The following is a 13,365-nucleotide window of genomic DNA, read 5'->3' as shown; positions in this document are numbered from 1 at the left end:
ATCTTGTTCATCCTGAAAACGAAGCCAGGCGTTTCAGACCGGAAGTATCAACACGCTTTTGCGCGTCGGCCAGGCTCCACTTGGTCTGCAGATTTAGCCACATTTCGGCGGAGCTGCCGATAACCACCGAAAGTTTGATGGCCATTTCCGGCGTTAATGCGGCTTTTCCGGTAATTAAACGGCTGGCAGTAGAAGGAGCGATATTCATTGCGCGGGCAAATTCACGCAGGCTGACATTCAGTGCGTCCAGTGATTCCTGAATGATGTCGCCGGGAGAGGACGGGTTGGCCATTTTCATCAGTGATAATCCTCGTAATTAAGCACGTGAGCGTCGCCGTTGAAAAATTCAAACGTCAAACGCCAGTTTCCTGAAACGGTAATTGACCAGACACCTTGACGATCGCCGGTTAACGCATGCAGCCGGTAACCTGGCAGGTTGAGATCGCTGGCTTTTGTCGCGGAATCAAGGACCGTCAACCGGTTACGCAGGCGCTTAACATGGCTGGGCAAGACGCCAGCTGCCTCATCAAAAAAGAACAAATTACGTAATCCTTTGTGCCGGAAACTCATGATCATCCATTGTCATCCTTGTTCCTTCACGAGGAACATACTATGCCATGTTTCGTAATACGCAACGGTTAATTTGCGTACGAATGAATTAACTACGGTGAGTTTGCGATGAAAAAGGACGTGAGGCGCAGAACAGGGGGGAAATTGCTGAATCATGGCCGCAAAAAGTAAAAAATCCGGCGCCAGGGCCGGATTATGGACGTGCTTTGATGCTCAGAAAATCTACACGAATTTAGCCAGTGGGTCGGCGGCGGCAAAGGCCACTTCGCGATCAGCTTTTGGCGGATAGATAAGCTCGTTAGTGATAGCAATTTTCAGCTTTTTAGCGTCTTCGCGAACCAGTTTCAGCTGCTGATCCCAGCCTTCGGTGTAGACCGCGCCCCACGCACCGAGATCAAGGCAAGTCACGTAATTCACCTGGCGATACGGCAAACCTTCCACGCCAAGCAGGCTGGCTGCGGCATTATGGCCGGCGAACTTCCCGAGCTGAATGGCGTGCTGACAGGTCATCAATGCGGTGTTGCCGATATCGTCGGATTTCGCATGTGCCATGTCGCCGGTCGCGAAAATATTGCTGTAAGTCGGGATTTGCAACTCTTCGGTGACGACAAAACGACCCAGCGCATCGCGGTCTGCAGTGAGGTTTTCACCCAACGGGCTGGCTTTGACACCCGCCGTCCAGACCACGGTTGCGGCGTCGATCCGGCTGCCATCCTGCAATGTAACGCCGGAAGCATCGACCACTTCCACACCGGCGTTCAGACGCCACTCGATCCCCAGTTCGTCCGAGGCGTTTCGGATCACTTCACGCAGCGCTTCGCTCCAGCGGCCACCAATCTCAGAACCCCTCTCTACTACGACAACTTTGGTCTTTGTATTTTCACCGAACAGCGCTTTCAAACGAGACGGAAGTTCAGTGGCCAGTTCAATGCCGGTGAAACCGCCGCCGCAAACAACCACGGTGTTGCGGGCAGGGCTTTCCGGCTGGTTTGCCAACGCGTGCAGGTGATCTTCCAGACGCTGAGCAGAGTCCATCTGATCGACATCGAAGCCGTGCTCAGCGATGCCTTTGATCCCGAAGTGATGCAGGTGGCTGCCGCTGGCGATAATCAGGCGATCGTAAGTCATAAAGGTCGACTGCGAATCAGGTGTTTTGTACCACACGCTGTTCTCGGTGGCGTCGATACGTTCGGCGTGACCGGCAATGAAACGGATATCCAGTTCGGCAAACAGCGGCTGCAAATCAGCGGTCAGCGTCGAAACGTTCGCTTCATAAAAACGCGGTCTGACGCGCAGTTCAGGCTGCGGTGCCAGCACGGCGATCTCCAAAGAATCGTTGCCCTGCAGGTGCGCCAGACGTGCCGCACTGACGGCAGACCACATACCTGCGAAACCGCTACCGATGATAAGAATACGTTGTTTCATGTTTTGTCCTTCTGCATTTTCAGGCCGCTCGGCCCCAATAACTGCCACTATACTTGTCGGAGTTAACTCCGACAAGATCTTTCTGAGTATCTGAGTTATCATCACCGTGAATAAACCGAAGAGGATCATAAAATGGCGTTTTACAGTTCTGGCGTGGAGTACGGGATCCACAGCTTGATGAGCATGGTGGATGCGAATGGCGATGCGCGTGAAATGAATGTGCGTGAGCTGGCGGAACTGCAGAACGTGCCTTATGACTATCTGGCGAAAATATTTACCCGTCTATCTCGCGCTGGGCTGGTGGTGAGTTCAGAAGGCAAGGGCGGGGGATTTCGGCTGGCACGAGCCAGTGAACTGATCAGCGTGCTGGATATTGTGCATGCCATCGACGGTGACAAATCGATGTTTGAGTGCCGCGAAATCCGCCAGCGTCTGGCCGTGTTCGATGAAGCGCCGCCTTCATGGGTGTGCGATGGCCCTTGCGGCGTGCGTTCGGTAATGGACAGCGCGCAACAGCGGATGGAAGAAGAACTGGCCCGCCATACAATCCTGGACCTGGCGCGTAAAATGTTTCGCAAAGCGCCGGAGACGTTCACCATTGAAGTTAAGCAGTGGATTAACGATCGTCGGAGTAAAGCCTGAGAATACCCGTCACCGAATTATTTTGGGGTTATAGCGGTATAAAAACGGCGCCTTTTGGCGTAATGCTTGTCAGTTAAGCTTTTGAAGGAGGCCGCAACGGATAACGTTGCGGCCTCTTTTTTACAGCTCTCGACAGCTCGGGTAATGCCGTGCTCTTCGCCCTGGTAGCACGAAGCTTGAGGCCATACTCAGTATTTCGGCCATGACCTTGGGAGTTTCCCGGCGCCACTCCCGGCAGTAAACGCAGGTGGCTGCACAGATATAACGCTGACTGTTTAAAGCCCATCTGATATGGCTCCACGCCTTTCAGACTGTACGCCATCTGCCCCATCATGAAGCGCAACAGATTATACGCCAGCACCACGCCCCACAGCTCCTGACGCACCAGCGCAGGCTTTTTACTCCGCAGCGTCAGTTCATTATTCAGCAGATGCTGCTTCATCTCCCTGAACCCGTGCTCTATCTCCCACCGCTGGCTGTAAAGGTCCACGATATCGGCTTTCGGGTATCTGAGCGGGTCGCACATCGACGTCAGTATCTGCACCGTCTTGCCGTTCACTTCCTTGCTGACCAGTCTTGCTGTCAGGGTTTCCGGTGCATCCTGCCATTTCTTTTTCGCCTGCGGCGACAGCGTTATTCTCACCAGTTTCTGCCCTGCGCCCAGGTTTCTCACCTCCTCATACTGCGCGCCTTTGCGTAAGGGCAGCATCCAGTGCCTTTCCGTGCCTGATGACTGCCAGCGATGCAGCAGGCCCAGGGCATAGAAGCCCTTATCCATGATGGTCAGTGAGTGGTCCGGCGTCCGGTCAATAAGCTGTGCCGCAAGGTCAGTTTCACCGGTTTCAGAGACGCTGTCGAAGGCCACCGCAGACAGCAGATGGCTGGTAACTTCCATCTGGCAGACCATGCGCAGTTGTGGCCATTCGGACTGCTTGTTCACATTGGCAGTACGGCCGAAGGCTGCGTCATTTTCTGGGGTATCAGGTGCACGCCACAACGTACCGTCCACGGCCATTAGCGTCAGGCCGTTCCAGTGAGACAGGGGTGTTTTTTCAAACCAGAGCTGACGTGTTTTTCGAACATCAGACGGATGACATCCTCGCCGAGCCGCTGGCGGGCCTGAACAACGGCACTGGGTGCAACGAAGGGCCGGTTACCCGGCAGAAGAATGTCCATATGTGAGACCAGCTGGGTCATGGAGTGGGAGCGGAACAGGGCCATGCCGGTAACCGCCCAGACCATCATCTCCATGGAGAGGCGACGCTTACGCAGAGTGACGACGCCGGTGTCAGCCAGGCATTCATCAATCAGTTCAGGAGAAAGCAGGTCTGCAAGGGCAGCAAACTCCTGCGGAGAAAATTTATGGACGGTATCTAAGGCCTGGCTGAGTAACATAAAAAATCCGTAATCCCTGGAGAGATTACGGATTCTTGCACAACCACCGGATCGGTCAACCGATCCTTAACTGATCGGCATTACGCCTTTTGGCGCCGTTTGTCGTTTAAGAACGGATTAATGACGCAGGTCGATAACCATACGGCCGCGAATCTGCCCTTGCTCCATTTCTTTGAAAATGGCGTTGATGTCGCCGATAGGACGCATCGTCACTTTCGGCACCACTTTGCCTTCTGCGGCAAACTGGAACGCTTCAATCAGATCCTGACGGGTGCCCACCAGCGAACCCACGACCTGAATTCCGTCCAGCACCAGGCGCGGGATATCAAGACTCATGGATTCTGACGGCAGGCCAACGGCCACCACGCGGCCACCGGCGCGCACCGCATCGACCGCGGAGTTGAACGCGGCTTTTGCTACGGCAGTGACAACGGCTGCGTGCGCGCCGCCGGTTTTTTCCTGCACGATTTTCGCCGCGTCTTCACTGCGGGAATTGATCACCAGATCGGCGCCCATTTCCTCCGCCAGTTTCAGCTGCGCATCGTTGACGTCCAGGGCGATGACTTTGGCATTGAACACGTTTTTTGCGTATTGCAGCGCCAGGTTACCCAAACCGCCCAGGCCGTAAATGGCAATCCACTGCCCCGGTTTGATCCCGGACATTTTGACTGCTTTATAGGTCGTGACGCCCGCACAGGTGATACTGCTGGCCGCCGCGGATTCCAGACCGTCCGGTACTTTTACCGAGTAATCGGCGGTAACGATACACTCTTCGGCCATTCCGCCGTCGACGCTGTAACCAGCATTTTTCACCGAGCGGCAGAGCGTTTCGTTGCCGCTGTTACAGTATTCACAATGGCCGCAGCCTTCGAAGAACCACGCCACGCTGGCGCGGTCGCCAGGTTTCAGAGAGGTGACGCCCGGGCCGACTTCTTTCACGACCCCAATCCCTTCGTGTCCCAGAATGACGCCGGTTTTATCACCGAAATCGCCATTCTTCACGTGGAGGTCGGTGTGGCAAACGCCGCAGCATTCCATCTTCAGCAGCGCTTCGCCATGCTTCAACGGACGAAGCGTTTTTTCAGTCACATTGACCTGATGGTCTTGAGTTACAACAGCAGCCTTCATGTATGTCTCCTTTTTGGATGAAAATCTGCAATGCAGGTACGGCGTCGGGAAGCACGCCGTTACCCCTTTAGAGTTAAAGTATTCCGCTGATTTAGCAAGCCCATCGCAACATAACGTCATAATTTTACAATTATTAGTCGTGTTTAATATTTCATAAACCATAAACAAGGTTTATGAATCACTGCGCATTCAGACAAAAAAACAGGCACCCGAAGGTGCCTGAAAAGGGAATTACAGCGAGTCCAGACGCGCCGTTAGCACGTCAATGTCACGCCGCCACTGGGCCTGAAGCTGAGGTTTCTGATGCTTTGGTTTACGCGCCAGGTCGTCAGCCAGCTGCGTTTCGAGCGCCAGCAGGGCTTCCAGTAAATTGTCTGTGGCGTCTGATGCCGTTTCCGTTGCGGTCACGGGCTTCGAATCTGCAACGACCGGGAGCGGTTCACGTAGCCGGTCCCACGCCGCATCGGCATCGTGCCATTCCTCCAGCACGCCGTTTTCAATTAGCCAAAAACGATTACAGCTCTGTTGCATCAGGTGCCTGTCGTGGCTCACCAACAGCACGCCGCCAGCGAAGGTTTGCAGCGTTTCCGCCAGCGCCTCTTTGCCTTCCATGTCGAGATGGTTGGTCGGTTCATCGAGCATCAGCAGCCTGTAGCGGGCCAGCGTCAGGCCGACGAATAACAGCCGGGAACGCTCGCCGCCGCTCAGAGAATCGACGCGCTGGCCTTGCCTTGCCCAGGCGAAACCGGCGCTGATTAACGCCATTTTTCGCGTTTCTGGCGCGGGCGCGAACGGCTCCAGTGCGTCAAATAGCGTGGCGTGATCCGCTAACTGGTGCAGCGTCTGATCGTAATAACCCAGCGCCACGCGCGGATGGAGAGTTAATCCTTCCGCCAGAACGCCAGCCTGATATTGCTGCCAGATAAGCCGCAGCAGCGACGATTTCCCGCAGCCATTACGGCCAATCACCGCCACCCGATCGCCGCTCTTCAGCCGTGCCATCGGCGCACTAAACAGAGGTGCGAGTCCGGCCGCCGGTGAGACGGAGAGATTTTCCAGCTCCAGCAGCCGGTCGGCGCGCAGCAGATCGCCATGCAGCTGCAATCGCCACTGACTGCCTGCGGTGACGTCGGTCTGGCTCGCCTTCAGCCGTTCAACCTGTTTCTCCATCTGCTTGGCTTTACGCGACAAGTCTTCGTTGTCATACACGTGGCCCCAGACCGCCAGCCGTTTGGCGCTGGCGGCCACCCGGTCGATCTCTTTCTGTTCCGCTTTGAAACGCAGGGCATCGTTTTCATCCTGCTCCATCAGCGCCTGACGGGCGGCGCTACAGGGCAGGGAAAAGCTGTGCAGTCTGTGGTCACGCAGGATCCAGCTGGTGTTGGTCACGTTATCCAACAGCTGCTGGTCATGGGAAACGACGACAAAACTGCCGTTCCAGCCGTTGAGAAAACGCTCCAGCCACAACAGGGTAGGGAGATCGAGGTGGTTGCCCGGTTCGTCCAGCAGCAAAAGGTCCGGAGAGGTGATCAACGCCCGCGCCAGCAGCAGACGCGTATGCTGTCCACCGCTCAGCGTAGCGGCAGTTAACGCCCAGTCATCGGCGTTGAAACCCATTTCCGCCAGTAACGCTTCGGCACGCCAGCGCTGAACGTCTCGCTCCGCGAGGGGAATGTTATCCAGCACCGCATCGAGCATCGTTAGCGGGCCAAGGGATTCAGGCAGATGCTGTTCCACGCGGGCCAGCAGGCAGTGGTTGGCAATGGACACGTAGCCGGAAGAAGGCGCCTCAGTGCCATCCAGCAGTTTTAGCAAGGTACTTTTGCCGCAGCCGTTATAGCCAATCAGCCCGACGCGATCGCCTTTTTTCAGCGTAAAAGAGAGGTCAGTAAACAGGGGGCCGAAGGCCGTTTCGCTGCACAGCGAGTGGGTACTTAATAATGTGGTCATAGAACTTACTCAAGTGTTACTGGCGTAAGAACGCCTCGTCAGTTAACGCCGACGATAACCCGGTAAGCCGAGGGAAGGGATTCAGTCTTGGTTTTCTTCGCTCAAGCAGAAGTTATCGCAGCACGGTACGGATAACGCTTGAGCAGGTGCGATCGCCAAAAGTACGTGAAAAAGTAAACTTTTCACAATACAGCATGGGATCCTCCTTTTTATATTCAGCAGATTAATGGGTGGAAAGAGTGTAGCGGGGATTGTTGATTGGCGCTACGCCTGCAAGACCTACGATTTCTTGTAGGCGCAGCGCCATCAGGCATAAATGTTAAATCGAGGTACGACGGTAGCTACGGTATTCCGGCTGCCAGAAGTTGTCATCAATCGCCTGTTGCAGGGCTTCGGCCGACGTTTTCACCGCCACGCCTTGCTGCTGGGCCATTTTGCCAATCGCAAACGCAATCGCCCGCGAGACGGTATGAATATCCTTCAGCTCCGGCAACACCAGACCTTCCCCGTTGTTCACCAACGGGGAGTGCTTGGCCAGCGTTTCGCTCGCCGACATCAGCATTTCGTCGGTGATGCGCGACGCACCGGAGGCAATCACGCCCAGACCAATGCCCGGGAAGATGTACGAGTTGTTGCACTGGGCAATCGGATAAGTTTTATCTTTCCACGTCACCGGCGCGAACGGGCTGCCGGTGGCAACCAGCGCACAGCCTTCGGTCCAGTTGATGATGTCCTGCGGCGTCGCTTCGACGCGAGAGGTTGGGTTAGACAGCGGCATCACGATAGGGCGCGGGCAGTGCTTGTGCATTTCACGAATGATTTCTTCGGTGAATAGCCCGGTCTGGCCGGAGACGCCAATCAGAATGTCCGGCTTCGCGTTGCGCACCACGTCCAGCAGGGAGAGCACGTCTTCTGCGGTATCCCAGTTTTTCAGATTGTCGCGTTTTTGCACCAGCTTGTTCTGGAACGCCAGCAGGTTTGGCATCTGGTCGGTCAGCAGGCCGAAGCGGTCAACCATAAACACGCGCGCACGCGCCTGTTCTTCGGTCAGGCCTTCGCGCTGGATCTGCGCGATGATTTGCTCGGCAATCCCGCAACCGGCAGAGCCAGCACCAAGGAAGACAATTTTCTGCTCGCTGAGCTGGCTGCCCGCCGCGTGGCTGGCGGCAATCAGCGTGCCGACGGTCACTGACGCGGTGCCCTGAATATCATCGTTGAAAGAGCAAATCTCGTCCCGATAGCGGTTCAGTAGCGGCATGGCGTTCTTCTGCGCGAAATCTTCGAACTGCAGCAGCACGTTCGGCCAGCGCTGTTTTACCGCCTGAATGAAATCATCGACAAACTGATAATACTCGTCGTCGGTAATACGCGGCTGGCGTGATCCCATGTACAGCGGGTCGTTGAGCAACTGCTGGTTATTGGTGCCGACATCAAGTACCACCGGCAGGGTGTACGCCGGGCTGATCCCGCCACAGGCGGTGTACAGCGACAGTTTGCCGATAGGAATGCCCATGCCGCCAATGCCCTGATCGCCGAGGCCGAGAATGCGCTCACCGTCAGTAACCACAATCACTTTGATGTTGTGGTTGGGAACGTTTTGCAGAATGTCGTCCATGTTGTGACGATTCTCGTAAGAGATGAACACGCCCCGGGAACGGCGGTAAATCTCGGAGAAACGCTCACAGGCGGCGCCAACGGTCGGGGTGTAGATAACGGGCATCATCTCGTCGAGGTGGTTTTCGACCAGACGGTAGAAGAGGGTTTCGTTGGTGTCCTGGATATTGCGCAGGTAAATATGTTTGTCGATTTCGGTTTTGAAACCCTGGTACTGGATCCAGGCGCGTTCAGCCTGTTCTTCGATGGTTTCCACGACGGCGGGCAACAGGCCTAGGAGGTTAAAGTTGCGACGTTCCTCCTGGCTAAACGCGCTGCCTTTGTTGAGGAGTGGAAACTCCAGTAAAACGGGGCCTGCATAGGGGATATAAAGAGAACGATTGTTTTTATGGTTGAGTAACATCTCACTGATCCTTTGTCATCACGGCCTGCCCAGGTAGGCGAATCGAGAGGGCTGGCGGGTACTTCGGCGCGGCAAAGTATAAAGCAAGTGTTAATAAAAAGGGTAAACGCTGCGGTTCAGAAACTAAAAAAAACACCATCTTATGTAAACGATGGTGTCGGTCTTTATCGATGAAAGGGCTGAAAAGCCGGGATGTTACTCGGTGCGGCGTTTGCGGCCGGTGGCATGAGTATGGTTATGCTGGGTTTCCGCATCGCCTTCGATAAGGACTTTTTTCTGGTTTGAAAGCTTGTAGTTCAAGCCGAGGATATGACGTGCCTGACGGTTCGATTTCATGATGACTCCTTAATCCTGTGAATGGTTTCAAGGTCAATCCCGGAGGTACCGGGCGAAATTTACCCTTAGCGCAGATAATTTCTTTGCCTGCGAGATTGATAGTTGACCATTCTGTTCGAAATAGCAACACCCGCTAACACTTTCAGGAACTCTCTGAGATTTAACCCTTTGTGCGACGAACGTCACACTGTCCTGTGCCTGAACTATGCTTTTTGATTCGCGCGGAGGTTTCCCCGTTTTGTTCATCGTGAGGTCACTCCATGAAAGTTTTAGGATATGCAGCACAAAATCCCACCACGCCGCTGGCCCCGTTCTCCTTTGACCGTCGCGAACCGCGTCCGGACGATGTGACCATCGAGGTGTTGTACTGCGGCGTGTGTCACTCCGATTTACACCAGGCTCGCAACGACTGGGGATTCAGTACCTATCCCCTTGTTCCGGGGCATGAAATTGTCGGTCGGGTGACGGCTATCGGTGACAGCGTGACCAAGTTTAAGCCCGGCGATCTCGCGGCCATTGGCTGTATGGTCGACTCCTGTCGCACCTGTTCACCGTGTAAAGACGGACTGGAGCAGTATTGCGAAGAAGGCAACACCCAGACCTACAACGGACAGGATCGTCACGACCACCAGACCACCTACGGCGGCTATTCCCAAACCATTCTTGCGAGTCAGGATTTCGTTCTGCGCATTCCTGACGGGCTGGATTTGAAAGGCGCCGCGCCACTGCTGTGCGCCGGGATCACCACCTGGTCGCCGCTGCGTCACTGGAAGATTGATGCCAACAGCAAAGTCGCCGTGATTGGCCTTGGCGGACTCGGACATATGGGCCTGAAGCTGGCGCACGCCCTGGGGGCGGAAGTGACGCTGTTTACCCGTTCGCCGGGGAAAGAGGCGGATGCGCGTCGCCTGGGCGCCAGCCATGTGGTGCTTTCCACAGACGCGGAACAGATGAACGCCGTGAAAAATCAGTTTGATCTGATTATCGATACCGTCCCGTACACGCATGATGTTAATGCGTATATGCCAACGCTGACCCTCGACGGCACCCTGGTGTTTGTCGGTCTGCTCGGCGATTTGCCGGAAGTGAACACCATTCCGCTGCTGATTAACCGCCGCTCGGTGGCGGGTTCAGCGATTGGCGGCATCGCGGAGACGCAGGAGATGCTCGATTTCTGCGCGGAAAAAGGCATCGCGGCGGACGTGGAGGTGATCAGAATTCAGGATATCAATGAGGCGTACGAGCGCCTGCTGAAAAGCGATGTGAAATACCGCTTCGTGATTGATATGGCATCTCTCAACGCCTACGGCTAACGGCCTGAAAGGCGTGTTCTATACTTAGTACCCCAAACGGATAATAGGAGTGAACGATGACGATCCACAAGAAAGGTCAGGCACACTGGGAAGGCGATCTGAAACGTGGCAAAGGCACCGTCTCGACGGAGAGCGGCGTTCTGAACCAGCAACCGTACGGGTTTAACACCCGCTTTGAAGGTGCGAAGGGTACCAACCCTGAGGAACTGATTGCGGCTGCGCATGCCTCCTGTTTCTCGATGGCGCTTTCGCTGATGCTGAGCGAAGCCGGGTTTACGGCGACCTCAATTGATACCGAAGCGACGGTCTCACTGGATCAGGTCAGCGGCGGATTCTCGATAACCAAAGTGGCACTGCAAAGCAAAATCGCGGTACCGGATATCGATGCTGGCACCTTCGATGGCATAATCCAGAAAGCAAAAGCTGGCTGCCCGGTGTCTCAGGTCCTGAAAGCTGAAATCACTCTCGATTATCAGCTCAACTAACGAGAAAATGCCCGGCGGCGCACGCTTGGCCAGGCCTACGGCAGAGATAGCCCGCTAATTGCGGGCTTTTTATTTTCAACAATCATAAATGAATCCTATGAGTGAAATTAAGACCCTGAGTTCGCAGGAGATTTACAGTAATCAATGGATGCGTCTGAAAGAAGATCGTATTGAACGCGCTGACGGTTCGCACGGTGTGTATTCGGTGATTGAGAAGCCTGATTTTGCGGTAATTGTTCCGGTGTCGGCAGGGTTTATCTGGGTGGTGGAACAGTATCGTTATCCGCTTGGCGTACGCACGATGGAATTGCCGCAGGGATCGTGGGAGCTGGACCCGAATGCCGATCCGATTGCCGTCGCCCGGGGTGAACTGGCGGAAGAGACCGGTTTGCTGGCGCAAAGAATTGAGCTGATTGGCTATCAAAAACTGGCTCAGGGCTACTCCAGCCAGGGCTATTACATCTGGCTGGCGACGGATTTTGTCTCCAGCACCCAGCAGCTCGATGCCGAAGAAGTGGGGCTGACCTGCCGCCAGATGCCGATCGCTGAATTTGAAACTCTGATTGCGCAGGGAAAAATTAGCGATGCGACCTCGGTGACGGCATTCTTACTGGCAAAACTTCAAGGCTTTGTGTGACGTTGTCACTTATGTCTGCGCGTTTTGTGGCTGTTTACGGCGCAGGCGGCTCAGACTAAACAGGATTGCCAGCCCGGACGTGGCAACCGCTACCCACAAACTCATCTTCACGGCCTGGGCTTCCAGCGCGAGGTGTGAACTGGAGGACATCACTGCCAGCAGCACACCGACTAACGCCGCGCCAAGACATTGCCCGAAGGTGCGCATTATCGCCAACACGCCTGAGGCGTATCCGCTGTATTCCCGCGATACGTTGGACAACATTTCGCGATTGTTCGGACTCTGAAAACAGCCAAATCCCATCCCGCATACCAGGCTACGCAGGCCGATATCCCAGGCTGCAGCGTGATCGGGCAACGTTGCCAGCAACGCTAAACCGATAACAAACCCCAGCAAACCGATGGTCGAGATAATCGACGGCGAGTATTTATCCGCCAGCCGTCCTGCGTGGGGCGCAACCAGCACAATGCCCACTGGCCATGGCGTGAACAGCAGCGCAGAGGTAAATGCGCTGTAGCCGTACACGCTCTGGAACAGGAACGGCAGGGCGACAAACGTGATCCCCTGGCTGATAAACGAAGCCAGCGAGGTCAGCGCCGCCAGTGAAAAACGCCCGGAGGTGAAGATAACCGGCGGCAGCAACGGTTTTGCCACCCGGCGAATATGCCAGACGAACGCCGTCCCGCTGACCAACGCCAGTAAACCCCAATCCATTACGGTGGTACTGAGCGTGTGATCGGCGGCGTGCGGATCAGCAAAACCGTTGGCGGCCATGATCAATGCCCCGAGCAGGGTCGCAGACAGCACGGCCCCAATCGCATCAAACCGCTGGTCGCTGATGGCCGGTTTATGGGGAATAGCTTTAACGGCCAGAAACAGCGCCACCATGCCCGGCAACACGTTGATGGCAAACAGCCATTGCCAGCTCAGCGTACCGAGCAGCGTGCCGCCTAATACCGGGGCGATGGCGGTGCTGGCGGCAATTAACAGCGCATTCAGCCCCAGAATGCGTCCGAGCAGTCGACCGGGGAACACCGAGCGTAATATCGCGGGCGCAATACTTAAGGTCGCCGCGCCGCCAACGCCCTGGAGGACGCGCATCACGATAAGCATCTCTGCCGAAGTCGACATCGCACAGCCGAGCGAGGTGAGGGTGAACAGGCTCAAACCGAAAATAAAGACTGGACGAAAGCCAAAGCGGGTGGCGAGCGCGGCAAAGATGGCCAGCGTCATGGCCGCGGAGAGCAGATAGCCGTTGGCGAACCAGACCGCAAGCGGCGCGGCGACCTGTAAAGATTGCGCCATCTGCGGTAAGGCGATATTCACCATCGAACCGTCAAACACGGCCATCAGAGTGGAAGTCATTACCGCTGCCATCGCAAATGCCCGTTCGCTCCCTGGCAGGCCTTCGTCGCCCGGTTTGTCAGAAAAGAGTTCCATCACAGTATTCTCGTTAGTAGGTGTTTT

12 protein-coding genes and 1 pseudogene are annotated in these 13,365 nt (G+C 55.5%); 4 read left to right on the top strand and 9 right to left on the bottom strand.

Annotated features, from left to right (window positions below; translation table 11 throughout):
- Nucleotides 1-7: 7 nt before the first annotated feature.
- The 3 genes from A8O29_RS11755 to A8O29_RS11745 form a co-directional block, all read right to left on the bottom strand.
- Complete coding sequence (locus A8O29_RS11755) at nt 8-298, bottom strand: HigA family addiction module antitoxin (RefSeq protein WP_174081311.1); 291 nt, start codon at nt 296-298, stop codon at nt 8-10.
- Complete coding sequence (locus A8O29_RS11750) at nt 298-576, bottom strand: type II toxin-antitoxin system RelE/ParE family toxin (RefSeq protein WP_174081310.1); 279 nt, start codon at nt 574-576, stop codon at nt 298-300. Before A8O29_RS11750 ends, A8O29_RS11755 begins: the two co-directional genes overlap by 1 nt.
- 216 nt (nt 577-792) lie before the next feature.
- The gene (locus A8O29_RS11745) at nt 793-1,995 is read right to left on the bottom strand and encodes an NAD(P)/FAD-dependent oxidoreductase (RefSeq protein WP_174081309.1); all 1,203 of its coding nucleotides are present in this window, start codon (nt 1,993-1,995) and stop codon (nt 793-795) included.
- 132 nt (nt 1,996-2,127) lie between these two features.
- Between A8O29_RS11745 and A8O29_RS11740 the strand changes: the two genes are divergently transcribed.
- On the top strand, nt 2,128-2,637 hold the full coding sequence (locus A8O29_RS11740; RefSeq protein WP_174081308.1) for an RrF2 family transcriptional regulator: 510 nt from the start codon (nt 2,128-2,130) through the stop codon (nt 2,635-2,637).
- Nucleotides 2,638-2,710: 73 nt separating this feature from the next.
- Here the strand turns inward: A8O29_RS11740 and A8O29_RS11735 are convergent.
- From A8O29_RS11735 to sra, 5 genes and pseudogenes are all read right to left on the bottom strand, one after another.
- Nucleotides 2,711-4,032, bottom strand: a pseudogene (locus tag A8O29_RS11735) (IS4 family transposase).
- 117 nt (nt 4,033-4,149) lie between these two features.
- A complete protein-coding gene (adhP, locus tag A8O29_RS11730) occupies nt 4,150-5,160 on the bottom strand; it encodes an alcohol dehydrogenase AdhP (protein ID WP_110508167.1) in 1,011 nt (336 codons plus the stop codon).
- Between the two features lie 231 nt (nt 5,161-5,391).
- The gene (locus A8O29_RS11725; protein WP_125353570.1) at nt 5,392-7,110 is read right to left on the bottom strand and encodes an ABC-F family ATP-binding cassette domain-containing protein; all 1,719 of its coding nucleotides are present in this window, start codon (nt 7,108-7,110) and stop codon (nt 5,392-5,394) included.
- 319 nt (nt 7,111-7,429) lie between these two features.
- Complete coding sequence (locus A8O29_RS11720) at nt 7,430-9,127, bottom strand: NAD-dependent malic enzyme (protein WP_125353569.1); 1,698 nt, start codon at nt 9,125-9,127, stop codon at nt 7,430-7,432.
- Nucleotides 9,128-9,322: 195 nt separating this feature from the next.
- On the bottom strand, nt 9,323-9,463 hold the full coding sequence (gene sra, locus A8O29_RS11715; protein ID WP_125353568.1) for a stationary-phase-induced ribosome-associated protein: 141 nt from the start codon (nt 9,461-9,463) through the stop codon (nt 9,323-9,325).
- A gap of 260 nt (nt 9,464-9,723) precedes the next feature.
- Between sra and A8O29_RS11710 the strand changes: the two genes are divergently transcribed.
- From A8O29_RS11710 to A8O29_RS11700, 3 genes are all read left to right on the top strand, one after another.
- Nucleotides 9,724-10,776, top strand: coding sequence for an NAD(P)-dependent alcohol dehydrogenase (locus tag A8O29_RS11710; RefSeq protein ID WP_125353567.1), 1,053 nt, complete (start codon nt 9,724-9,726; stop codon nt 10,774-10,776).
- A 56-nt stretch (nt 10,777-10,832) separates the two neighbouring features.
- A complete protein-coding gene (locus tag A8O29_RS11705; protein ID WP_125353566.1) occupies nt 10,833-11,261 on the top strand; it encodes an OsmC family protein in 429 nt (142 codons plus the stop codon).
- Between the two features lie 97 nt (nt 11,262-11,358).
- The gene (locus tag A8O29_RS11700; RefSeq protein WP_125353565.1) at nt 11,359-11,898 is read left to right on the top strand and encodes an NUDIX hydrolase; all 540 of its coding nucleotides are present in this window, start codon (nt 11,359-11,361) and stop codon (nt 11,896-11,898) included.
- A 9-nt stretch (nt 11,899-11,907) separates the two neighbouring features.
- Here the strand turns inward: A8O29_RS11700 and A8O29_RS11695 are convergent, their stop codons facing one another.
- A complete protein-coding gene (locus A8O29_RS11695) occupies nt 11,908-13,338 on the bottom strand; it encodes an MFS transporter (RefSeq protein WP_125353564.1) in 1,431 nt (476 codons plus the stop codon).
- Nucleotides 13,339-13,365 lie beyond the last annotated feature (27 nt).

The organism is Scandinavium goeteborgense, from assembly GCF_003935895.2.
In the GTDB taxonomy this organism is placed as follows: domain Bacteria; phylum Pseudomonadota; class Gammaproteobacteria; order Enterobacterales; family Enterobacteriaceae; genus Scandinavium; species Scandinavium goeteborgense.
This window is presented reverse-complemented; position numbering and strand designations above follow the sequence as displayed.